This is a genomic window from Collimonas arenae (genome assembly GCF_001584165.1).
GTDB lineage: Bacteria > Pseudomonadota > Gammaproteobacteria > Burkholderiales > Burkholderiaceae_D > Collimonas > Collimonas arenae.
Window position 1 is genome coordinate 2,904,670 of record NZ_CP013233.1, and the last position, 24,075, is coordinate 2,928,744.

The 24,075-nt window shown below is 59.3% G+C and carries 17 protein-coding genes and 1 pseudogene; 11 read left to right on the forward strand and 7 right to left on the reverse strand.

All coding sequences use genetic code 11. The annotated features are described in order from the left end of the window. Positions 1–321 precede the first annotated feature (321 nt). The 4 genes from CAter10_RS13450 to CAter10_RS13465 form a co-directional block, all read right to left on the reverse strand. On the reverse strand, positions 322–2,691 hold the full coding sequence (locus CAter10_RS13450) for a TonB-dependent receptor (RefSeq protein ID WP_061533799.1): 2,370 nt from the start codon (positions 2,689–2,691) through the stop codon (positions 322–324). A 141-nt stretch (positions 2,692–2,832) separates the two neighbouring features. Continuing rightward, complete coding sequence (locus CAter10_RS13455) at positions 2,833–3,171, reverse strand: hypothetical protein (protein WP_061533800.1); 339 nt, start codon at positions 3,169–3,171, stop codon at positions 2,833–2,835. Positions 3,172–3,436: 265 nt separating this feature from the next. Beyond that, on the reverse strand, positions 3,437–4,204 hold the full coding sequence (locus CAter10_RS13460; RefSeq protein WP_061533801.1) for a lipase secretion chaperone: 768 nt from the start codon (positions 4,202–4,204) through the stop codon (positions 3,437–3,439). A gap of 198 nt (positions 4,205–4,402) precedes the next feature. After that, a complete protein-coding gene (locus tag CAter10_RS13465; protein ID WP_061533802.1) occupies positions 4,403–5,326 on the reverse strand; it encodes a lipase family alpha/beta hydrolase in 924 nt (307 codons plus the stop codon). 132 nt (positions 5,327–5,458) lie between these two features. Here CAter10_RS13465 and CAter10_RS23145 point away from each other — a divergent pair, with 132 nt between their 5' ends. The 6 genes from CAter10_RS23145 to CAter10_RS13485 all read left to right on the forward strand — a co-directional run bounded on the left by CAter10_RS23145 (position 5,459) and on the right by CAter10_RS13485 (position 15,814). After that, positions 5,459–5,653, forward strand: coding sequence for a hypothetical protein (locus CAter10_RS23145; protein WP_205630265.1), 195 nt, complete (start codon positions 5,459–5,461; stop codon positions 5,651–5,653). Positions 5,654–5,696: 43 nt separating this feature from the next. Continuing rightward, the gene (locus CAter10_RS13470; protein ID WP_061533803.1) at positions 5,697–6,227 is read left to right on the forward strand and encodes a PaaI family thioesterase; all 531 of its coding nucleotides are present in this window, start codon (positions 5,697–5,699) and stop codon (positions 6,225–6,227) included. A gap of 427 nt (positions 6,228–6,654) precedes the next feature. Next, positions 6,655–12,105 carry a non-ribosomal peptide synthetase gene (locus CAter10_RS13475; RefSeq protein ID WP_164840449.1) on the forward strand — a complete coding sequence of 1,817 codons (5,451 nt, stop codon included), beginning with the start codon at positions 6,655–6,657 and terminating at the stop codon, positions 12,103–12,105. Beyond that, on the forward strand, positions 12,030–14,168 hold the full coding sequence (locus CAter10_RS24085) for a thioester reductase domain-containing protein (RefSeq protein ID WP_269465487.1): 2,139 nt from the start codon (positions 12,030–12,032) through the stop codon (positions 14,166–14,168). Before CAter10_RS13475 ends, CAter10_RS24085 begins: the two co-directional genes overlap by 76 nt. Before the next feature lie 47 nt (positions 14,169–14,215). Beyond that, positions 14,216–15,544 (forward strand): glycosyltransferase, encoded by a 1,329-nt coding sequence (locus CAter10_RS13480; RefSeq protein WP_061533804.1) that lies wholly within the window; start codon positions 14,216–14,218, stop codon positions 15,542–15,544. 63 nt (positions 15,545–15,607) lie between these two features. After that, positions 15,608–15,814 carry an MbtH family protein gene (locus CAter10_RS13485; RefSeq protein WP_061533805.1) on the forward strand — a complete coding sequence of 69 codons (207 nt, stop codon included), beginning with the start codon at positions 15,608–15,610 and terminating at the stop codon, positions 15,812–15,814. Between the two features lie 18 nt (positions 15,815–15,832). Here the strand turns inward: CAter10_RS13485 and CAter10_RS13490 are convergent, their stop codons facing one another. Next, complete coding sequence (locus tag CAter10_RS13490; RefSeq protein WP_061533806.1) at positions 15,833–16,651, reverse strand: hypothetical protein; 819 nt, start codon at positions 16,649–16,651, stop codon at positions 15,833–15,835. An 8-nt stretch (positions 16,652–16,659) separates the two neighbouring features. After that, a complete protein-coding gene (locus CAter10_RS13495; RefSeq protein ID WP_061533807.1) occupies positions 16,660–16,860 on the reverse strand; it encodes a hypothetical protein in 201 nt (66 codons plus the stop codon). Positions 16,861–17,063: 203 nt separating this feature from the next. On the opposite strand from CAter10_RS13495, the gene CAter10_RS13500 reads away from it, so the two are divergent. The 4 genes from CAter10_RS13500 (at position 17,064) to CAter10_RS13515 (ending at position 20,428) form a co-directional block, all read left to right on the forward strand. Beyond that, a complete protein-coding gene (locus tag CAter10_RS13500; RefSeq protein WP_128083209.1) occupies positions 17,064–18,092 on the forward strand; it encodes a methionine ABC transporter ATP-binding protein in 1,029 nt (342 codons plus the stop codon). Then, positions 18,092–18,751: a methionine ABC transporter permease gene (locus CAter10_RS13505; RefSeq protein ID WP_061533809.1), complete on the forward strand. Its 660-nt coding sequence runs from the start codon at positions 18,092–18,094 to the stop codon at positions 18,749–18,751. Before CAter10_RS13500 ends, CAter10_RS13505 begins: the two co-directional genes overlap by 1 nt. 167 nt (positions 18,752–18,918) lie before the next feature. Next, a complete protein-coding gene (locus tag CAter10_RS13510) occupies positions 18,919–19,728 on the forward strand; it encodes a MetQ/NlpA family ABC transporter substrate-binding protein (protein WP_061533810.1) in 810 nt (269 codons plus the stop codon). A 121-nt stretch (positions 19,729–19,849) separates the two neighbouring features. Then, positions 19,850–20,428, forward strand: coding sequence for an ATP-dependent Clp protease proteolytic subunit (locus CAter10_RS13515; RefSeq protein ID WP_061533811.1), 579 nt, complete (start codon positions 19,850–19,852; stop codon positions 20,426–20,428). A gap of 113 nt (positions 20,429–20,541) precedes the next feature. On the opposite strand, the pseudogene metE reads toward CAter10_RS13515, so the two are convergent. Next, positions 20,542–22,829 (reverse strand): annotated as a pseudogene (metE, locus tag CAter10_RS13520) (5-methyltetrahydropteroyltriglutamate--homocysteine S-methyltransferase). A 134-nt stretch (positions 22,830–22,963) separates the two neighbouring features. On the opposite strand from metE, the gene CAter10_RS13525 reads away from it, so the two are divergent. After that, entirely contained in the window at positions 22,964–23,884 is a 921-nt protein-coding gene (locus CAter10_RS13525) for a LysR family transcriptional regulator (protein ID WP_061535351.1), read from the forward strand. The last annotated feature ends 191 nt before the right edge of the window (positions 23,885–24,075 follow it).

Consider the following 24,075-nt stretch of genomic DNA (forward strand, 5'->3'; position numbering starts at 1 on the left):
CGATGACTAAATAGTAGCCCCATCTGTGCAGGGCAACAATGTCTTATATAAGACATATAAGTATTTTTAATTCGTTTAAATTCAATAACTTAACTTTTAATTTTCGCGATACGGAATAAAATTTCTGAGAATGAAATATGTAAATGCTGCTTCGCATTTATATATTTCATAATATGAAACGCACATTCCGTATGCTGAAATATCGACGGATATCGTTGGATGAAGCGAGAGATTCGGAAAGCCCGCGAGGAAATACGCAAAACCCGGGGGCAAAAAAAGGCGGGAAGCACCCTTCCCGCCTTGCTGGCCGTGCACTTGCGCTTAGAACGACTTGCTCATGGACAGATAGAAGCCGCGGCGCTGCCCATACTGCGGCGCACCGACGCCGATGCCGGAACCGTCGCGGATCTCGTAGACCTTGTCGAATACGTTGATCACGCTCAAGCGCGTGGTGACCTTGCCGATCGGGCTGTCGCTGAACACATGATTGGCGCCGAGGTTGACTTCAGTGTACGCCGGCAGATGATCAGTATTGGCGAAGCCGCTGCGCAGGCCGCTACCGAACAGTGCATCGGCGGTCCAGGTTGTGCCCTGCCACAGATAAGAGACGCCGGTTGATGCTGTAATGCTCTGGTCGTGGTCCAGGTGCACCCAGTTGTTGGCGATGTAGTTCAGTTCATCCTGGCCGAAGTTGTACTGGCTCGACACGATGTTCTTGCCGAGTGCTGTCGAGCGCGCCAGGTTCAGATAGGACGCCAGATTGCCATTGCGATAGTTCAGCGTCAGCTCCAGGCCATAGACCTTGCCCCGCGCGTAGTTGAACGGGGTATACAGCAAGGCCGAGCCGAACTGTCCTTCGTCCAGCATGTTCTTGACCTTCTTGTAATAGCCATCGAGGCCCAGCGTCAGGTGCTGCGTCAGCTGGTGATTGACGCCAAGGTCGAAGTAATCAGAACTCTCGGCCCGCACCGGATCGTTCTGGCTACTGGCGGATGCGTTGGTGGTGCCGTTGAAGCTGGCGATGGTGTTAGAGCCGATCAGTTCGCTGGCTGGCGGTGTGAAGTACTTGGCGTAACCGGCATGGAAAGTGGTCTGCGGCGTCATTTGATAGACCACGCCGATACGCGGACTGAACTGGCTCGCGGTGACATAGGCATTAACCCAATCGGCGCGGGCGCCGTAGTTGAGGGTCACCTTGTCGCTCAGCTTCCATTCATCCTGCAGGTAGATACCGGCCTGACTGGTGGTTTTCTGGCTACTGTCGGAAAGCGAGATCGGTTGCGTCGCCAACTGCGCGCCACTGTCGTCGGCCGGGAACGTCAGGGAATCGTCACTATTCTTCAAGCGCTCCTGCGTGTAATTGATACCGGCGCGCAAAGTGTGATTGGCATTCAGGCGATAACTGCCGTCGGCCTGCAAACCATTTGCCAGGCCAGTACGCAACACCCGCGAAGCGACGCCGGTATACAACAGATCGCCGACCTGGTCGGGCTCGAACAGCACTTTCGAATAACGGCTGAACGCCGCCACCTGGTAATCAATATCGCTGCCCAGCTTGCCTTGCAAGGCAAGAATGCCGTAGCGATTAGTCTCGGTCTGACGTTCGTTGATATCGGCTGACGGGTAACTGTTCACGCCGTCAAGCTGGAAGCCTGGCGTCTGCCCGGGGCTGTTTGGTATCTGAAAACGGCTTTCGGAATTTCCCAGGATCAGGCTGACGCGGGTGTCTGCGTCGAGCATGTAGGAGAAGTAACCGAAACCCTTGTTTTGCAATGTCCGGTCGTGCAACGCCGTCGATGTGCCGACCGGATTTTCGATGCCGAGATTGTTGGCTTCGAACGAGCCGTTGATGTAATAGCTGAAGCGGTCGGTGCTGCCGCTGACATCACCGCTGATCTGGCGTGTGTTGTTGCTGCCGACCTGCACGCCGATATCGCCGCCATCGACCTGCTCGCCAGTCTTGGTATGGATATCCACCACGCCGGCAGTACGGTACCCATACTGCGCCGGCAGCGCACCGGTGAGCACGCTGACGTTTTCAACAAAGCGGGTATCCAGTGTCTGGCCGAAACCGGAAATGCTCTCGGGCAGGATGATGCCGTTCAGCCGGTACTGCAGGTTGGCGTGATCGCCGCGCACATGCAACTGGCCGAAAGAATCTTGCGCAACGCCCGGTGCGCGCAACAGCACTTCGTTAAATGCGGTGTCTTCGCCTTGCGGCATGGCAGCGATCTCCTTGGGGCCGATTCGATAGATGCTACTGCCGGTTTCGACCAGGATGCCGTTGCGTGCGCGATCCAGGCGATCTGCCCGCACCACGACCGCCTCGTTTGCGGAGACACTCCCGGTGGCAGTGGGTTTCATCGTGATGTTGGCGGCCGCACCGGCTTCGTCGGCAACCGTTATCGTGCCGCTTTCCGATTGGAAGGCGGCCTTGTCTACGCTGATGGCATAACTGCCCGGTGCGATATTGCTAAAGGCAAAGTACCCTTGCTGATCGCTTTTGGTGCTGCCAACGGCATTACCGGTGGCGTCTTTCAGGGCAACGACAGCGTCCTGCAATGGGCGGCCTTGCGCATCATGGATGGCGCCGCTGATTTCTTTTGAGGCAGACTGCGCGTAGGCAGCAGGGATGCCGAAGCCGTAGGCGAGCGCAATCAAGGCGCTCAGCCGCAACAAGCGTGTTTTCATTCTCAAACTCCGATAGGACCAACAACACAACCGCCCTTCCCTGGTCGCGCTGCGGTATCCGCAGGTGCAATCAGGGATGGGAAACAGACAGCCTCTTGGCTGTCCCGGGTCGACATGAAAGATAAAACGCCAAATAAAACGTCAAACAGCGGCGGTGGCGGGAGGAGCTTGGGAATGAGGGGTCAGGTAATTATGCGGCGCCGGCACAAAGGCATACACCAGCTCGACGGCAGCATGGTAGGCAAACACTAGCACCGGCGTCAGTACCGGCACCGGCACAGTCGGCACTGGGGCGGGGAAATCAGCGGCCAAATCACAGCTGATGCAATCGGACGACTGCTCAGCCAAGCTGTGATTATGGAAAGCCATCCCGATCAGCTGGATCACCAGGATCGTTAACGCCAGCCACAGCGCCAACTGCTGCCAGCGCAACTTGCGGCGGCGGCGAGCAGTGAAATGATCTTCGATGATCAGCCGCATGCGACACCTGCCACGCCGCAACGGATGCAATCGTCACGCCATACGACAGGCGCATCCGCCCCGCACGCTAAGCGCGAAGGCAAATGGAGTCGTCCGGTTGATTGACAGTACATTGCGATGAGTGCCTGGGTTGAGTCTGGGAACAGGAATCCGATGCTGGATCCAGACTGCGAGTGTAATCGCGAACAGGCATTGCTTGCAACACATTTGCAACCGAGTTGCACATTATAAAACGGCCGACCCCGGCGTCGGCCTCGAACTCACTTCACTGCCGGTCCAACCCCGCCGCCCTCATACGTTCGGCATCGCTGGCAAAAGTCTGCGAGCGCAAGGCGGCTATTTGTCGGTCGCGATCTGCTTCGGCAGTGCCAACCTGCTGGCGGATCTGGTCGGCGGCCTGGCGATATTGCGCGTAACGAACCTGCCAGGCCTGCTCTTCTTGCTCCAGCTGATCGAAGCGCTGCGCGGCTGCCGCGCCGAACTGCCGCGCCATCATGTCATGCTGCTCTTTCTGGCTGGCGCCTTGCTGACGCAGCATCCGCAAGCGATCAAAATCTTTTTGACGGGGATCGTCGGCGCCACTGCCAAGTGCGGTCCTGGCGCCACCACGCAATGCCTCCAGCATCCGTTGTGACTCGACCTCCTCATCGCCAAACCAGACCTTTGCGACTTCGATCCCGAGCGTGTCCTGACGCAGCCGCGACAACTGCGCCAGCCAGGCGGCCAATCGTTCGACATCCGGCGTGGCCATCTTGCTGTCAGCCGTGACCACAGGCATCGTCTGGCGCTCCAGCAACGCATCGTGCGCCGTCAGATAAGACAGATAGGAATGGGCAATCCGTTCCGCGTCGGCATACGCGAGCGACGGCAGGCCACCTTTCAGATGCGCCAGCAGTTGCGCCATATGCTCTGCCCTGGTTCCGGGCAAACCGCCCAGCAGGTAGTAATCGAACACGTCGCGCAAGGCACGGTTGATACGCAAATGCTGGTCCGCGCCGACTTGCAATCCGTCGGGCGGACTGGTATCGGCCATCGCCGTTGTGCTTGCCGATGCAGCATCACTCCATTGACCGGGCCAAAACGTGTGTCGCCGCCAGTCGCAGAGCCGGCCTGGGTGCCGGTTGACGCTGGTTCCGCCCAGCGGAACCAGCCCAGCGCATAAGCAAGCAAACCGATGCCGACAACAATCAGCGCCAGTCCCAGCCAGTGTCTGGTTCGCATTTTGCGGCTCCTACAGACCGGCCGTCTTAAGGCGATTGGCCTGGGTCCGGATAGTCACCACCGGATCGGCGCTGAACAGGCCGCGCAGGCCGAACAACTGGTTGACTTCATCCAGATGGTTCCAGCCATAGACGCCCAGTTCGCGCCCGAAACGTGCGCTGCAAACCGGCACCAAGCCATCGTTATCGCCGGCACCGGATGTCTTGATGATGACGCTGCCGAGCACCATGATCGGATCGGTCACATCCAGCAGGTTGGTCCCAGCCTGGTTGCCGGTCCACGAGTACAGCAACTGCGTGTTGCCGTTACGGACTTCGGATACGGCGCCACTCTTGCTGCTGCAGCTGGCAGGTACACCGGCACTTGGATAACGCCGGTTGAAATCGGCCGCGCCAGCCGTGGTCAAGCCGTTCAGTGCCGCCAGCGGATCTTGCGGCTGCGGATTGCCGACAAACAAACTCAGCAACGATCCCAGCACCGACGTGCCATCCGCCAGCAGATTCTTCAATGCCTGCGGCGTCATCGCCACGGTATCGGCTACCGGCGTTCCGGCATGCGGCGTGCCAATCGTAGTGACGGAGGCGATCCATTGCGGCTTGACTGCGGCGGCGTAGCGCGAGGTCGTACCGCCCTGGCTGTGCGCAATCAGGTTGACTTTGGTAGCGCCGGTGGCGGCCAGCACGCTGCTGATCTGCTTCAGTAATTCTTCACCACGCTGTTCGTCGCTGTTGAATGCCGCGACATCTGCGACATAAACCGTGGCGCCATTGGCGCGCAGGTCGTTTGGGATTTGCCACCAGTAGTCGATTACGCCGAAGTACTTGGACGTGCCACTGAGGCCATGTACCAACACAATCGGATATTTGGTCTGGGCGTAGGTTGCGGCAGCAGCGCTGCCGAACAGGCTCGGCAACACACCTTGGGCCGGCCCCATTGTGAAACAACAAAAAAAGACAGAAGCAACTGCGATTCGGCGTAGCGATTTCATAACCACATCTCCTTATATAAACGCACGGTCGTGCTCTTTTGTTGTCTTAATAGTACACAGATAATTTCCTGGATACAATTGATTACATTTGTCGAGAATCAGCGGAAAACAACACTGTTACCTGACCTGAAAACCCTGCGCCATAGGGAAAATATGAAAGACGATGAATACTCCACATATCCGCACAATGTTTGTTTGGCACAACATTTAGCCATTCCGGCTGGTATTGAAATGCGACCTTCGCAAACGTCAGGCGGTACCGGCAAGGCATAATGATGCGGCCCGGCTCGCCGGTAATATAAAAACAGGAGAAAGAATGCCAACTCGTGAAGAAACACAGGCGCAATGGCTGGCTCAGGAAGCTGCCGTCCGCGCCAAACTGACCGCCCCCGGCGTCTCAACGCTGGAACAACTGAAGCAATGCAGCGGCATCGAATTTTTGCAACGCATACTTGATGGTGAATTGCCGCCCCCACCCATCGCGCAAACACTGGATTTCACGCTGATTGAGGCAGAACCGGGCCGCATTGTTTTCCAGGGGACGCCTGGCATGCAGCATTACAATCCGATCGGCAGCGTTCATGGCGGCTATTTCTGCACCTTGCTCGATTCGGCACTCGGTTGCGCGGTGCAATCGACACTGCCCAGAGGCAGCGGCTACACCACGCTCGAATTAAAGGTCAATCTGATACGCGCACTCACCGACAAGACCGGCCCTGTGCGTGCTATCGGCAAGGTGATCCAGGTCGGCGGCCGGGTTGGCGTGGCGGAAGCGGAGATCGTCGATGCTGACGGCAAAATCTATGCGCATGGCACTACCACCTGCCTGGTTTTCCCGCTGCCCTAACTCCCCCTCCTCATAGCAACTGCGGCCAACGGCCGCACGTTCGCCGCAATAAGCGAATCGCATAGTTTCCTACGCTGCAGCGCATCACAATCATAGAAAAAAGCCAACATAAGCCGGCATCTTAACTGTCCCGGCAAGGCCTTTTATCACCAATTTCGATCTTTAGCCACCTGTCACTTCTTATAGCTAGCGAAGCAAAAAGCGAACAGATATATTTATTTCCCAACGGGAATATTTGATTGGACATCAACACGTCGCCCTCGATCATTGCAACGCAACAAATCCGTCGACCTTGGCGGTAGATTCTGCAATGCAACAGGCAGTACGCCGCGACAATCAACAATCCGCTCCATCAGAGGGTGAGCCATGCATTCATCCCGCGCGCAGCCAGCCCATTGCAGTTTCCACTCTTGATATGGAGAAGCGCTTGCATACCGTCGACCACCCTATCGCCATACCACTGACCTCCGGACAGCTGGCCATGTGGCTGGGCGCGAAATTCGCGTCGCCAGACACCAATTTCAACCTTGCCGAAGCAGTTGATATTGACGGCAAGATCAATCCGGCGGCCTTCCTCGCGGCACTGCAAACGGTGGCAAACGAGGCCGAGGCCGCGCGCCTGCATTTTGTGGAAACCGAAGACGGTCCACGACAGATTGTTGCCCCCATCTTTACCGGGTTGCTGCCTTACCTCGACTTCAGTGCCGAGAACGATCCCGCGGCAGCCGCCGACGCCTGGATGCGCGCAGATTTCAGCCGCAATGTCGACCTCACGCATGGCCAGTTGTGGTTGTGCGCGTTGATCCGCATCGCCCCTGCCCGTTTCATCTGGTATCACCGCTGCCACCACATCGTGCTGGACGGTTTCGGCGGCGGCTTGATTGCGCGCCGCCTGGCCGATGTCTACAGTGCCTTGATCAACAACACACAAGCTTCAGAAGACACTGCCTTCGCGCCGATTGCACAACTCGCGCTGGAAGATGCCGCGTATTGCGAATCCGGCCGCTTTCCTCGCGACCGGCAATACTGGACGGAGCATTTCAGCGACACGCCGGATCCGTTGAGCCTGGCCAGCCAGCGTTCAGTCAACGTTGGCGGCCTGCTGCGCCAGACCGTGTATTTGCCAGCGGCCAGCGTCAGTGCATTGCATGACATCGCGCGCGAACTGGGCGCAACCTTGCCGCAGATATTGATTGCAGCGACATCGGCGTACCTGTACCGCGCCACCGGTGCCGAAGATATGGTGATCGGCATCCCGGTGACTGCCCGTCACAACGAACGCATGCGGCGGGTGCCTGCCATGGTGGCAAACGCGCTGCCAGTGCGCCTGGCAATGCATGCCGAACTGCGGGTTGATGAACTGGTTCGCGAAATCGGACGGCAGATGCGGCAACTGTTGCGACATCAATCCTATCGCTATGAAAACCTGCGCAACGACCTGAACATCCTGGGCAACAACCAGCAACTGTTCACCACCGTGGTCAACATCGAACCATTCGATTACGATTTCCGCTTTGGCGGTCACGCCGCCAAGCCGCGCAATCTGTCCAACGGCACTGCCGAAGATCTCGGCATCTTTTTTTACGAGCGCGGCAACGGCCAGGACTTGCAGATCGATTTCGACGCCAATCCGGCGCTCTACAGCGCCGAGGTGCTGGCCGGTCACCAGCGCCGCCTGCTGCGGGTATTCGCGGCGATCATCGAGCAGCCACAGCAGCGCATCGGACACATAGACTTGCTGGACAGCGCCGAGCGCAAACAATTGCTGGATGGCTGGAACGATACCGCACATCCGATGGACGACACCAATTTGGCGGCACTCATCGAAGCACAGGCAGCCCACAGTCAGGATGCCGAGGCATTGCGCTTCGACGGCAGTCTCCTGAGCTACACCGATTTGAATCAACGCGCGAACCAGCTGGCGCGCCTGCTACGCACACACGGCGCTGGTCCCGAGCAGATCGTCGCAATTGCCGTGCCGCGCTCGCTGGAACTGGTGGTAGCGTTGCTGGCAATCCTGAAAACCGGCGCGGCCTACCTGCCGGTCGACCCCGATTATCCGCAAGACCGGATCACGTTCATGCTGGGCGATGCGCAACCGGTCTGTCTGCTCACCACCAACGCCCTGGCGCCTACGCTGCCTGCCAACGTCCCACAATTACTGCTCGACCTCCCGCAGACAGCAGCCGCAATCGACGCCTATGCCGACACCAATCTGCAAGACCATGAGCGCAGCGCAGCGTTGACGCCCCTGCATCCAGCCTACGTGATCTACACCTCCGGTTCGACCGGCAAGCCGAAGGGCGTGGTGGTGTCGCATCGCGCCATCATCAATCGCCTGCGCTGGATGCAAGCGACTTACTGTTTGCAGGCCGACGATAGGGTGTTGCAAAAGACACCATCCAGTTTCGACGTCTCGGTATGGGAGTTTTTCTGGCCCCTGATCGACGGCGCCACATTGGTGCTGGCCAAACCCGGTGGCCACAAGGACGCCGCCCACCTGGTCGGCCTGATCGCGGCGGAACGCATCACGACCATTCATTTCGTGCCGTCAATGCTGGAAGTGTTCCTGCTGGAACCAAATACCTCCGCCTGCAGTTCGCTGCGACGCGTGATCTGCAGCGGCGAAGCCCTCGCGCCAGCGCTGCAGGCGCAATTCCAGCAGCGCCTCGGCTGCGAACTCCATAATCTGTATGGCCCGACCGAAGCCGCTGTCGACGTCACTTACTGGGATTGCCTTGCCGCCGCAGCCAACGAACGCAATCCCGAACGCGTGCCGATCGGCTTCCCGATCTGGAACACCCAGATGTACGTGCTCGACAGCGGCTTGCAACCGGTGCCTGCTGGCGTGACCGGCGAACTGTATATCGCCGGCGCCGGGTTGGCACGCGGCTACCTGAATCGCCCGGTGCTGAGCGCCGAACGCTTCGTCGCCAATCCCTACGGCGCACCCGGCAGCCGCATGTACCGCAGCGGCGACCTGGCCCGCTGGCGCGCCGATGGCTGCCTTGATTTCCTCGGCCGCGCCGACCAGCAAGTGAAGATTCGCGGCTTCCGTATCGAACCAGGCGAGATCGAATCGGCGCTGCTGCAACATCCGCAGGTAGCGCAGGCCGCAGTTGTGGTACGCGAAGATGTGCCGGGCGAAAAGCGCCTGGTGGCATATCTGGTCGCCACTTCCGGCAACGATCCGCAGCCGGCAGAACTACGCGAACACGCTGCGCACATCCTGCCTGATTACATGGTGCCGTCGGCCTTCGTCAACCTGCCCGCCCTGCCGTTAAGCCCAAGCGGAAAACTGGACCGCAAGGCCCTGCCGGCACCGGAACGGCAAGCCGCCACGCCCTATGCCGCGCCACGCACACCAACTGAAAAGATACTTGCCCAGCTATGGGCCGATACTCTGCATCTGGAGCGCGTCGGCATCCACGACAACTTCTTCGAACTGGGCGGACATTCGCTGCTGATCGTGCAACTGATCTCGATGATCCGCCAGCAATTCATGATCGACCTGCCATTGGATACGCTGTTCCAGGTATCGACCATCGCCGGCCTGGCGGAGCGGCTGGATCAAGAGTCGGTAGCGCGTCCAATCCTGTCGCCGATGCCTCGGCCGCAGCGAATTCCGCTGTCGTTTGCCCAGCGCCGGCTATGGCTGATGAATCAGCTGGAAGGCTCAAACCCGGCCTACAATATGCCGCTCGCCTTGCGCCTGGCTGGCAGTCTGAATCGTCATGCACTACAAGCCGCCCTCGGCGATCTGGCGCAACGCCACGAAAGCCTGCGCACAATCTATCCGAATCATGCCGGTGTGCCTTATCAACAAATTCTCGACGCCACGCACGATGCCGCCGCGCACCCGCCATTCATTGAAGTCGACGCCACCGAAGAAACATTGCCGGCCATGCTGCATGCCGCGGCCGGCTATGGTTTCGAACTCAGCAATACGCCGCCATTGCGTGTCTATCTGTTCCGCCTGGACGCCGATGAGCATGTGCTGCTGTTGCTGACCCACCATATCGCCGGCGACGGCGCATCGCTGCTGCCGCTGGGGCGCGACCTCAGCGTCGCTTACGCCGCCCGCTGCCGAGGCATTTCGCCCGGCTGGGCGCCGCTGCCGCTGCAATATGCCGACTATGCGCTGTGGCAGCACGAACTGCTTGGTAGCGAAGATAATCCGGACAGCCTGATCGGCCGTCAGCGCGATTTCTGGCGCGAGGCATTGCGTGATCTGCCGGAACAACTGGCTCTACCGACCGATCATCCGCGCCCTTCGGCACCAAGTCATCGCGGCGATGTGGTGCCGCTGCAGATCGGCGCACAACTGCACGAGCGCTTGCTACAACTCGCGCGCGATGGCCAAGCCAGCGTCTTCATGGTGCTGCAGGCCGCCCTCGCCGGCCTGTTAAGCCGCCTCGGCGCCGGCCACGACATCGCCATCGGTAGCCCAGTGGCGGGCCGCAGCGATCACGCATTGGATGAACTGATCGGCTGCTTCGTCAACACACTCGTACTGCGCACCGACACCTCGGGCCAGCCCAGCCTGCGCGATCTGATCGAGCGCGTGCGGACAACCAACCTGGCGGCTTATGCGAACCAGGAAATGCCGTTCGACCGCCTGGTCGACATGTTGCGACCGGATCGCTCGCGCGCCAGCCATCCGCTATTCCAGGTAATGCTCGGCTTCCAGAACAGCAGCCGGCTGGCGTTCAGCATGCCCGGCCTGTCGGTCACGCCGCAGCCGGTCGCCATCGACACCGCCAAATTCGATCTGTCGTTCATTTTGAGCGAACAACGCAACGCTGACGGCCTGCCGGGAGGAATCAGCGGCGGCATCCAGTACAGCACCGATCTGTTCGAACGTGGCACGATCGACAGCATCGCAGCACGCTTGCTGCACTTGCTGGAAGAGGCATGCGCCGCACCGGATCAACCCATCGCGGCCATCGACATCCTGAGCGCCGCTGAACGGCACCGCCTGCTGGTCGAATGGAGCGGCAGCACGCGCGACCTGCCGCTACACAGCTTCGCCACCATGGTGGAAACCCAGGCATCGGCGCGCCCCGATGCGATCGCTATCGTGCTCGACGATGACACAGTAAGTTATGCCGAGTTGAACGCACGCGCCAATCGTTTGGCACACCTGCTAAGCACTCAGGGTGTTGGCCCAGGCGCCATCGTCGCCACCGTATTGCCGCGTTCGCTCGACCTGGTGCTGACACATCTGGCCATCGTCAAGGCTGGCGCCGCCTACCTGCCGATCGATCCGAACTACCTGGCGGCACGCAGTCCGTTTGTCTTCTATGAGGCCGCACCGGCTTGCGTGATCACCAACATGGCGCTACTGCCGCAATTAATCGATATTCCGCACCGGTTGGCGCTGGACGCCGATATCACGGTAGCTGCGCTGGCAATACAGTCGGAGAACGATCTCGCCAATCAGGGCTGTAACCCTGCGCTTCATGCCGAGGATGCGGCTTATATCATCTACACCTCTGGCTCTACCGGCATGCCGAAAGGCGTGGTGGTGACCCATGCCGGCATCGCCAGCTTGGCCACCGCCATGATCGAACAGCTTGCCATTGACGGTCATTCACGGGTGCTGCAATTTTCCTCCTGCGGCTTCGATGCTTCGATCATGGATCAGATGATGGCCTTCGCGGCCGGCGCCGCGCTGGTGGTGCCGACCGCACAGCAACCGCTCGGCGAAGAGCTCGCAGATGTGCTGACGCGCCACGCAGTCAGCCATGCGCTGATCCGCCGGCAGCCCTGGCAACCTTACCGGCTGGTGAGTTCAAGCAGTTGCACACGCTGGTGGTCGGCGGCGATGTCTGCCCGCCAGCGCTGGCGGCGCAATGGTCGCAAGGACGTTACATGATCAACGCCTACGGCCCGACTGAAATCACCATCTGCGCCAGCTTAAGTTCGCCCATGAGCGGTGACGAACTGCCTTCAATCGGACGGCCGGTCTGGAATACCCGGATGTACGTGCTGGATCACAACCTGCAACCTGTACCTGCCGGCGTGACCGGCGAACTGTATATCGCCGGAGCCGGGTTGGCGCGCGGCTACCTGAATCGCCCGGTGCTGAGCGCCGAACGCTTCGTCGCCAATCCCTACGGCGCACCCGGCAGCCGCATGTACCGCAGCGGCGACCTGGCCCGTTGGCGCGCCGACGGCAGCCTGGATTTCCTTGGACGCGCCGACCAGCAAGTGAAGATTCGCGGCTTCCGCATCGAACCGGGCGAGATCGAATCGGCGCTGCTGCAACATCCGCAGGTAGCGCAGGCCGCAGTTCTGGTACGCGAAGACGTGCCGGGCGAAAAGCGCCTGGTGGCATATCTGGTCGCCACTTCCGGCAACGATCCGCAGCCGGCAGAACTACGCGAACACGCTGCGCACATCCTGCCTGATTATATGGTGCCGTCGGCCTTCGTCAACCTGGCCGCCCTGCCGTTAAGCCCAAGCGGAAAACTGGACCGCAAGGCCCTGCCGGCACCGGAACGGCAAGCCGCCACGCCCTATGCCGCGCCACGCACACCAACTGAAAAGATACTTGCCCAGCTATGGGCCGATACTCTGCATCTGGAGCGCGTCGGCATCCACGACAACTTCTTCGAACTGGGCGGACATTCGCTGCTGGCAATCCAACTTGGCATGCGTATCCGCGAACAGATCCGCGCCGATTTCCCGCACGCCGGGATCTACACACATCCGACCATCTCTGCCCTGGCCGCCCTGATCGATCACTCAGGCGGCGCTGTCGCCACACTCGACCTGGCGCGTGAATTGCACCTACCGGCGCACATCCGCAGCGCTGGCCAGCAACCTTCCCTACAACCAAAGCGGGTGTTCCTGACCGGCGCCAGCGGCTTTGTCGGCAGCCATCTGCTGGCAGCCCTGCTGCGCAACACCGCCGCCAGCGTGATCTGCCACGTGCGCGCCGACAATGCGCAAGCAGCCCGCGTTCGCCTGCAGCGTACGCTGGCCGAACGCCAGCTAGGATCGATCTGGGACGACAGCCGGATTGAGGTAATGGCTGGCGACCTCGGCGCACCGCAACTTGGCCTCAGCGCGGACGCGGCGCAGACGATCCGCGACGATTGCGACGCCATCTACCATTGCGCGGCGCAGGTCGATTTCTTGCATCCGTACGCCAGCCTGAAGGCAGCCAATGTCGATAGCGTGGTAACCCTGCTCGACTGGAGCGCACAAGGGCGGCCGAAGAACATGCACTATATCTCCACGCTAGCGGTGATCGATCCCGGCACCAGCTGCGGGCTGGTAACCGAACGTTCGCCGTTGGCATCCTGGAATGGCCTGCTGGACGGTTACAGCCAGAGTAAATGGGTCGGCGATGCGCTGGCCAGGGAGGCCCAAGCGCGCGGTTTGCCGGTGACCATCTACAGGCTTGGCGCGGTGACCGGCGACCATACGCACGCGATCTGCAACGCCGTTGACCTGATCTGGCGCGTGGCGCATCTATACGCCGAACTGGAAGCAATCCCGGACATGGACCTGCCACTCAACCTGACCCCGGTCGACGATGTTGCCCGCGCCATCCTCGGCCTTGCAGGCCAGCGCGCGGCACAAGGCCAGGTGTACCACCTGATGGGTCAGGCGCCATTGCGGGTGCGCGATATCCCGCCGGTGTTCGAGCGCCTTGGCCTGACACTGGAACCGCTGGGCCTGGAAAGCTGGCTGCAACGCGCCCATCAGCGCCTGGCGGTCACGCAGGACCGCGACCTGGCAGCGGTGTTAGCGATCCTGGATCGCTACGACGCGTCGGCAACGCCACCGAAAGTCTGCGGCGCGGCAACGCATGCGCAACTGGAGGCGCTGGGCGCGGCGATCCGTCCGGTCGACCGCAATCTGCTGGAACGCTACTTCGTCAACCTCGGCATCAAGAAGGCGCGTGCACCGCTCGAAATCAGCATCTAGGAGACAGCATTGCTCTTCTTTACCAACCCACAAACCGGAGCCGCGCCATGGCACGTTACCTGATTGCCGCCACCGCCATGCCCGGCCATGTGTCACCGATGCTGGCCATCGCCCAGCACCTGAGCCAGCTCGGACATCAGGTGCTGGTGCATACAGGGAGCCAGTTCCAGGCACAGGCCGAAGCCGCCGGCGCTACTTTCGTGGCGTTCGAGCACGCCATCGATTTCGATTACCGGCGCATGGAAGAACGTTTTCCCGAACAACGCCGCCTGAACTCCGGCCATGCGCAGTTGTGCTTCGGCCTCAAGCATTTCTTCGCCGATGCCATGATGCCGCAACTGGCCGGAATCAATGCCAACCTGCAGACTTTCCCAGCCGATGCCATCCTGGTCGACACCATGTTCTGCGGCACCATCCCGCTGTTGCTCGGCCCGCGCAAGGCGCGCCCACCAATTGTCGCCATCGGCATCTCGGCATTGCCCTTGTCGAGTTGCGATACGGCGTTCTTCGGCACCGCGCTGCCGCCATCCGCCACGCCGGAGGGACGCCTGCGCAACCAGGCCATGAACAGCAACCTGAAACAAGCCATGTTTGGCGAAGTCCAGCGTTACTTCGACAGTGTGCTGGCGCGTTCGGGACATCCGCCGCTACCGGCCTTTGTCATCGACGCCATGATCACCCTGCCCGACCTGTACCTGCAGCTAACCACCGCCTCCTTCGAGTATCCGCGCAGCGATCTGCCGCCATCGGTACGCTTCGTCGGCCCGCTGCTGGCGCCGACCGGGACTCGCTTTGAGGAGCCGGACTGGTGGCCCGAACTGAATGACGGCCGTTCGGTTGTACTGGTCACGCAAGGCACTCTAGCCAATCAGAATCCACAACAGCTGATCGTCCCCACCTTGGGCGCGCTGGCAGCGTCCAAGGACATCCTGATCATCGCCACCACCGGTGGCCCGGTACCCGCCGATCTGGCCGCAGCTACACCAGCGAATGCACGGGTGCTGCCGTTCCTGCCCTATGCGCAATTGCTGCCCAAGGTACATGCGATGGTCACTAACGGCGGCTATGGCTCGGTCAACCACGCTTTGAGCCTCGGCATACCGCTGGTGGTTGCCGGCAATACCGAGGAAAAGCCTGAGATTGCAGCGCGCGTAGCCTGGTCGGGCGCCGGTATCAACCTCGGCAGCGGCCAGCCCAACGCGCGCCAGATCGGCGATGCGGTGCGCAAGGTCCTGGGGGAACCACGCTATCGTCAACGCGCTGCGGCCCTGCGCGACGATTTCGCGCGTCATCATGCGCTCGATGAAATCACTGAGGCGGTCATGATGCTGCAGCGGACCGGCTACGCTGTCGCAGCCGGCGCCGAATTAGCTTAGCCGCGCTGCCGGCGTGACAGTATCAACGCATTGATCCGATTGAAAAACCTGAGGAGAATAAAGATGAGCCATCCGTTTGACGATAAGCAAGCCCAATTCCTGGTACTGCGCAATGACGAAGGGCAGCATTCGCTGTGGCCGACCTTCATCGACACTCCTGCAGGCTGGACAGTTGTGCTGGCTGCAAGCGACCGCGAATCCTGCAGTGCCTATATCGAGGCAAACTGGACCGATATGCGGCCACGCTCGCTGGCTGCGACAAGCGCCTGATTAGGGCCTGTTTTATCCCTAGCCGGCGATCTCGGCGGCCGCATCGATTGCCTGCGCGCCGTCGTCCGACTCATCAATTGTCTCATCGGTTTCCACCTTCGCCAGCTTGATGTACTCGATATTCAAAGTGATGGCTTCGCTATAGCGCAGCACGAAATAATCTCCCTCGACGCCGTAAAAGCGCGTCGGATCGTCGTCTGCCGGGTCATATGGCTTATCGGCGAGCAACGGGCGCCGCATCACCTGCTGCAGGATCAGCCGATCCAGGCCACCATCGGCATCGACGAAAAAATCGTCAAGGATGCCGATGAACAGAACCGCCTGCCCGGCCACATTAACGATGGCGGACACCGAGATAAAGTCTGGCTGGTTGTCTTCGTCGAAGTCGGCGCCCGTCAGCAGGTAGTACCAGGGCGCCTGGTGAAAGCGAAACAATGGGGCAAACCAGCCGGCATTGAAACGGTCAAGACGGAAGCGGGTTATCAACATGCGGAAACCGGTCGGCACGATCAGCGCGCCGGCATACAGGCTCAGGAAATATGCGCATATCCAGGAAAACTGCGTGGCGATCGCATCCACCGCCCGCGACTGGCTCGTTGGGTCCGCCGACAATATTTTCAACAGCACCGCCGGCTGCAACGCCCGACCGAACAGCATGCCGGATGCGGTCAGCCACAAAAGATGGAAAACACAACTCCACAGCACCGCCTCGGTGACAATCTGGCCGAAGGGGGAGAAATCCAGCGAAGCGCGTTCCGCCCGCTTGAATCGCGAACGGGCAATGAATCCGGGGAGCAGCAGCAGGAAAACGATTAAGGCAGGCAGCGCTACGTTCATCGTTCCGCTCAGGCGGCTTTAGGAACGACTTTAAGCTGGTACAGCACGCTACCTTCTTGCGCGGAATCCAGATTGATTACTGCGCCTGTCGTGATGGAGGAAGAAAGCGACGGCCGCGAATTCTTGTTGGCCAGGTAGGTACGCAACTGCACCTTGGCTCTTGGGTCAGCAAGAACGGTTTTGGCGAGTGCGCTTTTGAGTGCTTTCATAGTGCGGTCACTATGCCATAAAACATCATTTCCTGCATGTCCCTGCACGCAACAGATCACGGATAGGCCACGATCGGTATAGCTGAAACGCCAGGATTGTTATATGCAAATAACTATATATAACTTTGGCGTATATAGAGGCGCTGTTAGACTTGCATGCCTGACAGTTAAAACGAAGTACATCCGTGATTCGCATCGAGCACCTGCATAAAATCTACCCGCTGGAACGCAATGCCAAGAGCGCCGGCACCCCGGTTGCGGCATTGACCGACATCAATCTGCATATCAAAAAAGGCGAAATATTCGGCATCATCGGCCGCTCCGGCGCCGGCAAGAGTACGCTGATCCGCACCCTCAACATGCTGGAACGGCCATCCAGCGGCAGCATATCGATCGAAGGCGAAGACATCACCGCGCTCGACAATAACGGCCTGCACCGGCTGCGCCAGCGGATCGGCATGATCTTCCAGCACTTCAACCTGCTCAACGCCAAAACTGTGGCTGCCAATATCGACTGGCCGCTGAAGATCACCGGTAAATACACACAACAGCAACGCCACGCCCGCGTCACCGAATTGCTCGACCTGGTCGGCCTGAGCGAGCATCGCGACAAGTATCCCTCGCAATTATCCGGCGGCCAGAAACAGCGCGTCGGGATTGCCCGCGCGCTGGCCAATACGCCGCACCTGCTGCTGTGCGACGAAGCCACCTCGGCCCTCGATCCTGAAACCACGCAAGCCATCCTGCGCCTGCTGCTCGACATCAACCGCAAGCTCGGCTTGACGATTGTGCTGATCACGCATGAAATGCAAGTGATCCGCAACATCTGCGACCGCGTCGCGGTGATCGAAGCCGGCCGCATCGTCGAAACTGGCGAGGTGGCTGAAGTATTCCTGCATCCGCAGCACGCGGTAACACAAAGCATGGTCGCAGAAAGCACGCCGTTCTCGGCAGAAACTGCACTACTGTCGTCCAGCACGGCGGGTATCGATCAGCTGCGCGGAAAACTTGTGCGCCTGACCTACGTCGGCGACATCACTTACCAACCGATCCTGAGCAGCATCGCCGCTGCCACGCCGGCCCTGATCACCATCCTGCAAGGCACTATCGCGCGTATCAAGGACACGCCGTATGGCCAGCTGCTTGTTGAATTGCGTGGCGAGCCGGCCGATGTCGCTCAAGTCTTCACGACGCTCGATCAACACAATATCCGCCATGAGGTGCTCGCATAATGGACTTCTCTCTCATCGACTGGAGCGACATCTGGCAAGCCACCTGGGAAACCCTGGCCATGACCGGCTTTTCCCTGCTGTTCACGATCCTGCTCGGCCTGCCGCTCGGGATATTGCTGTTCATCACCGGTAAGCGCCAGTTGCTGGAACAGCGCGGCATCTACCGCGTGCTGTCGCTGATCGTCAACGTACTGCGTTCGGTGCCGTTCCTGATTTTGCTGATCGTGATGATCCCGGTCACGGTGCTGCTGGTTGGCACCTCGCTCGGCGTACTGGGCGCAATTCCGCCGCTGGTGCTAGGCACCGCGCCATTCTTCGCGCGGCTGGTGGAAAACGTCTTGCGTGAAATCGACCGCGGTGTGGTGGAAGCCTGCCAGGCCATGGGCGCGAGCAAACGCCAGATCATTTTCGGCGCGCTGCTGCCGGAAGCCCTGCCCGGCCTGATCGCTGCGACTACCGTGACTGCGATTGCGCTGATGTCATATGCCGCGATGTCCGGCGTGATCGGCGGCGGCGGCCTGGGCGATCTGGCAATTCGTTTCGGCTATCAACGCTTCCAGACCGAAGTGATGGTCACCACCGTTGCCGTACTGGTGGTGCTGGTGCAGGTATTGCAGTTTTCCGGCGACCGGCTGGTGCAGCATTTCACGCGTAAATGAGCCGTATCGCTTAGACATTACGTCACCGTCGTTCCCGCGAACGCGGGGCCCCATTTTACGCTCATCAACATGGATTCCCGCGTTCGCGGGAATGACGGCGATTTTTAATAATTTAGAAAATTTTACTTAAGCAGTCTTTGATTTAACATCCAAAAAAGGGAGTTTATATGTCACGCAAATTTTCACTTTCACTCGGACTGGCAGCAGCCGTATTCTCGACGTTCAGCCTGATCGCTGCCGCACCTGCACAAGCCGCCGACAAGCTGGTGATCGCCGCCACGCCTGTGCCGCACGCTGAAATCCTCGAATTCGTCAAACCGATCCTGGCCAAGGAAGGCGTCGATCTGCAGGTCAAGGTATTCACCGACTACATCCAGCCGGCGGTCCAAACCAACGAAAAGCGCGTCGACGGCAATTTCTTCCTGCACCAGCCATACCTGAACGAATTCAAGAAGAACCACAAGAACGATATCGAAGTTGTGATCACCAAGGTCCACGTCGAGCCGTTCGCCGGCTATTCGACAAAATACAAGAAACTGGCCGACCTGCCTGACGGCGCTACCATCGCTATCCCGAACGACCCATCGAATTCGGGCCGCGCATTGCTGCTATTGTCACGCCAAGGCTTGTTGAAGCTGAAGGATCCGACCAATATCTCGGCGACGCAAAAAGACATCATCGACAACCCGAAGCACCTGAAATTCAAGGAACTGGAAGCAGCAACCCTGCCGCGCGTGCTGAACCAGGTTGACCTGGCCCTGATCAATACCAACTATGCGATCGAAGCCAAACTCAATCCGGTCAAGGATTCGCTGTTCATTGAAGATGCCAACTCGCCATACGCCAACCTGCTGGTGGCACGTCCAGACAACAAGGACAGCGCGGCGGTGAAGAAACTGGCGATCGCTCTGAATTCGCCGGAAGTGAAGAAATTCATCGAAGAAAAATACAAAGGTGCAGTGGTACCGGCGTTCTGATTGCTCTGATGGCTATCCAACAGCCGTCACAAACGAAGCCCTCGCAATTTGCGGGGGCTTTTTGGTTTACACTGGCTCTCTTGCTATTAATGAACTCCCCCAAACACCTTAGAGGCACATCATGGAAGAAAAAGTGGAAACCAATGCATCCCAGCGCGACGCCTTCCTGGAAGAGAAAGCGTTCAAATCACGCACTGTGCTGCTGTTCGGCCAGATCAACGACACTGTGGCGCGCGATATCGTGCGTCAATTGATCGCATTGTCAGGCGAATCCAAGGCGCCGATCAATTTCCTGGTCTGTTCGCCAGGCGGCCATGTGGAATCCGGTGATGTGATCCATGACGTCATCCGCTTCATCGATGCGCCGGTCAACATGATCGGTAGCGGCTGGGTCGGCAGCGCCGCAGTCAATGTATTCCTGTCGGTCCCCAAGGAACGGCGTTTCTGCCTGCAAAACACGCGCTTCCTGATCCATCAGCCAAGCGGCGGCGTCGGCGGCCAGGCTTCGGATATTGCGATCCAGGCGCGCGAAATCATCCGCGTGCGCGAACGTATCGGCGCGCTGATCGCTAAGGAAACCGGGCAGAAACTGGAAAAAGTGACAACCGATATCGACCGCGATTTCTGGATGTCGGCGGCCGAAGCGATCGAGTATGGCCTGGTGTCGAAATCGATCGTTAGCTCGAAAGAAGTCGGGTAATTTCCCTCCGTACCTGAATCAAGAGGTCTGAACAAACGCGGCCCGCAACTAAAGCGACAAAGGGGGCGAGTAATGCATTTACTCGCCCCCTCTCTTTTTACCGATCTTGAATCTTAGGCCGCTTTACGTTCCTGCTCCACGGTCTGACGCAGGCGTTTTGCCGCCAGTACCATGTTCTCCAGCGCCTCATAAGTCTCTGGCCAGGCGCGTGTCTTCAAGCCGCAATCCGGATTGACCCACAAACGCGCATCAGGGATTACACCACGCGCCTTGCGCAGCAGACGCTCCATCTCATCAACCTGCGGCACGCGCGGCGAGTGGATGTCGTAGACGCCTGGACCGATATCGTTCGGGTAGGCGAACTGGCCGAAACCGTCCAACAGTTCCATATCCGAACGCGAGGTCTCGATGGTGATCACATCGGCATCCATGGCAGCGATCCACGGCAGGATGTCGTTGAACTCCGAATAGCACATGTGGGTGTGAATCTGGGTTTCATCGCCAACGCCGGCGGCGCTGATCTTGAAGGCCCGCACCGCCCAATCGAGGTAATGCGGCCAGTCACGCGCTTTCAGCGGCAAGCCTTCGCGGAACGCCGGTTCGTCGATCTGGATCATGCCGATGTTGGCTTTTTCCAGGTCGCAAACTTCATCGCGCAACGCCAGCGCGATTTGCAGCGCGGTGGTTTCGCGTGGCTGGTCGTCGCGCACGAATGACCATTGCAGCATCGTCACCGGCCCGGTCAGCATGCCCTTCATCGGCTTCGCCGTCAGGGTCTGGGCGAACTGACTCCAGCCGACCGTCATCGCTTCAGGACGATATACGTCACCATAGATGATTGGCGGTTTGACGCAACGCGAGCCGTAACTTTGCACCCAGCCGTTGGCGGTGAAGGTGTAGCCCCACAATTGTTCGCCGAAATATTCGACCATATCGTTGCGCTCCGGCTCGCCGTGCACCAGCACGTCCAAGCCTAGTTGTTCCTGCTTTTCCACGACCACACGGATTTCTTCCCGCATTTTATCGAGGTAATCCAGGTGACCGATTTCACCGCGCTTGTAGGCGGCGCGCGCCTGGCGGATTTCCGTGGTCTGCGGGAAAGAACCGATGGTGGTCGTTGGGAAAGCCGGCAACTGCCATTTGGCTTGCTGCTTGGCGATGCGTGTTTCGAAACCCGACGAGCGCTCGGCATCGGCAGCCGTTACTGCAGCCAGGCGTTTTTGCACCAGCGGATTGTGGATGCGGGTCGAGCTGCGGCGGCTGGCCTGGGCCGCGCGTGATGCCACGAATTGCGCTTCGACTTGCGCCGCATTGCCATTCAGCGCTTGCTTGAGCGCGACAATTTCCGCCAGCTTTTGGGTGGCGAACGCCAACCAGCTCTTCAACTCGTCGTCCAGCTTGGTTTCGTTGGCCAGATCAACAGGAACGTGCAACAACGAGCAGCTGGAGCCGACCCACAAGCGATCGCCCAATTGCGCTTGCACAGGCTTGAGTTTGCTCAAGACTTGATCCAGATCGGTACGCCACAGGTTGCGGCCGTCGACCACCCCCAGCGACAACACCTTGTCTTGCGGCCAATCGATGACAAACTGCGCCAGCTGGTCGGCGCCGCGCACCAGATCCAGATGAACGCCGGCCACCGGCAACGAACGCAGCAGCGCCACATGGTCGCTGACTTCACCGAAATAAGTAGTCAGCAGCAAGGCCGGCGCCGAGCCGCTCAATTGCGCGTAAGTCGGAACAAAAGCGTCACGCCAGGCATCATCCAACTCCAGCGCCAGGATCGGCTCATCGATCTGCACCGACTCGATGCCGGCGATCTGCAGCCGCTTCAGCAATTGCTGGTAACCGGCTACAACCTTCGCAGCAGATCCAGCTTGTGCGTGATCCCGGATTTGATCTTGCCTTGGTACAGCAATGTCAGCGGACCGACTAGCGCGACCTTGACCTTGTGGCCCAGGGCGCGCGCTTCGCTGATTTCATCCAGCAACCAATCGACGCCGCCATCGAATTGCACATCGGCGGTCCACTCCGGCACCAGATAGTGATAATTGGTGTCGAACCATTTGGTCATTTCCATCGCGAAGTGCTGCTTGCTGCCGCGCGCCAGTGTGAAGTAATCGGCGAGGGTCAAGCGTTTCGGGTCGAAACCGAAGCGGCTTGGAATCGCACCCAGCAAAGCCAGCGTGCCCAGCACTTGGTCGTACCAGGCGAAATCGCCGACGGTGACGTAATCCAGGCCAGCGTCAGCCTGCGCCTGCCAGTGGCGTGCGCGCAGCGTGGCACCGGTAGCGCGCAATGCCGCCTCATCGGACGCGCCCTTCCAGAACGCTTCCTGAGCAAACTTCAGTTCGCGGTGAGCGCCAATGCGCGGAAACCCTAATACGTGTGCCAAAGCCATCTCTATCTCCATAAAAAACAAGTTCGATGTCTCGCATGTTGGGCCAGCTTGGATTATGATTCAAACGATAAATATTCAGATTCAACTTGAATTTTACTCATACAGAATTTTTACTGATCGTTTCGACAATATTCATGCAATCCATACTCGAATTACGCCACCTGAAAACCCTGCACGCACTGCGTGAAGCCGGCAACCTGTTGCGCGCGGCGACGCTGCTCAACGTCACTCAATCAGCGCTGTCGCATCAGATCAAACAGCTGGAAGATCATCACGGCACAACATTATTCGAACGGAAATCGGTACCGGTGCGCTTCACTCCGGCTGGCGAACGCCTGTTGAAACTGGCCGACGCGGTGTTGCCGCAAGTGGCGGAAAGCGAACGCGACCTGGTGCGCATGGCGCAAGGTGTGGCGGGACAATTACGGATTGCGGTGGAGTGCCATACCTGCTTCGACTGGCTCATGCCAGCGATGGACATCTTCCGCAAACGCTGGCCGGAGGTGGAACTGGATATCGTCTCAGGCTTCCAGGCCGATCCGGTCGGCCTGCTGTATGAGCATCGTGCCGATGTGGCGATCGTGGCTGAAGTCGATCCTGACGAAAAGGTCGACTATCATGCCCTGTTCAGTTTTGAAATTGTCGCACTGGTGGCCCACGATCATCCCTTGGCGGACAGGGAATACCTGATAGCAGAAGATTTCGCCGGCGACACCTTGATTACCTACCCGGTGCCGGACGACATGCTCGACGTGGTACGCCAAGTCTTGAAACCAGCCGGCATCCAGACTGCGCGCCGCACCACCGAACTGACGGTAGCGATGCTACAACTGGTAGCCAGCCGCCGCGGCATCGCCACCCTGCCGATCTGGGCCGCACAAAACTACCTGACCCGCGACTACGTCCTGGCCAAACGCATCACCGCCGGCGGCCTGACCGGTCGGCTGTACGCAGCCTGCCTGCCGGAGGTGTCGCAACAACCGTACCTGGTCGATTTTGTCAGCACTACGCGCGAGAGCTGTTATGTGAATTTGCTGAGTGTGGACTTGTTATAATCGAACGGCATATGGGGAACATTCGCGCACCCAAGAAGTCGTCATGTGCTCGCTACGTGCCATCGCACCTCCAACTGACTAGCTGAAATTTTCAGAGACAAATATATCCGTTATATTTGCTCAAAAGCATCTACGGCAAGTCGGATTTGATTTAGAATTTTACGATTGTTTCGATGTTGGGGCAGATTCAA

Bases quoted from the DNA above. Each gene is read 5' to 3' on its own strand.
- CAter10_RS13450 (WP_061533799.1), bottom strand. From the start codon at position 2,691: ATGAAAACACGCTTGTTGCGGCTGAGCGCCTTGATTGCGCTCGCCTAC.
- CAter10_RS13455 (WP_061533800.1), bottom strand. From the start codon at position 3,171: ATGCGGCTGATCATCGAAGATCATTTCACTGCTCGCCGCCGCCGCAAG.
- CAter10_RS13460 (WP_061533801.1), bottom strand. From the start codon at position 4,204: ATGGCCGATACCAGTCCGCCCGACGGATTGCAAGTCGGCGCGGACCAG.
- CAter10_RS13465 (WP_061533802.1), bottom strand. From the start codon at position 5,326: ATGGGGCCGGCCCAAGGTGTGTTGCCGAGCCTGTTCGGCAGCGCTGCT.
- CAter10_RS13470 (WP_061533803.1), top strand. From the start codon at position 5,697: ATGCCAACTCGTGAAGAAACACAGGCGCAATGGCTGGCTCAGGAAGCT.
- CAter10_RS13480 (WP_061533804.1), top strand. From the start codon at position 14,216: ATGGCACGTTACCTGATTGCCGCCACCGCCATGCCCGGCCATGTGTCA.
- CAter10_RS13485 (WP_061533805.1), top strand. From the start codon at position 15,608: ATGAGCCATCCGTTTGACGATAAGCAAGCCCAATTCCTGGTACTGCGC.
- CAter10_RS13490 (WP_061533806.1), bottom strand. From the start codon at position 16,651: ATGAACGTAGCGCTGCCTGCCTTAATCGTTTTCCTGCTGCTGCTCCCC.
- CAter10_RS13495 (WP_061533807.1), bottom strand. From the start codon at position 16,860: ATGAAAGCACTCAAAAGCGCACTCGCCAAAACCGTTCTTGCTGACCCA.
- CAter10_RS13505 (WP_061533809.1), top strand. From the start codon at position 18,092: ATGGACTTCTCTCTCATCGACTGGAGCGACATCTGGCAAGCCACCTGG.
- CAter10_RS13510 (WP_061533810.1), top strand. From the start codon at position 18,919: ATGTCACGCAAATTTTCACTTTCACTCGGACTGGCAGCAGCCGTATTC.
- CAter10_RS13515 (WP_061533811.1), top strand. From the start codon at position 19,850: ATGGAAGAAAAAGTGGAAACCAATGCATCCCAGCGCGACGCCTTCCTG.
- CAter10_RS13525 (WP_061535351.1), top strand. From the start codon at position 22,964: ATGCAATCCATACTCGAATTACGCCACCTGAAAACCCTGCACGCACTG.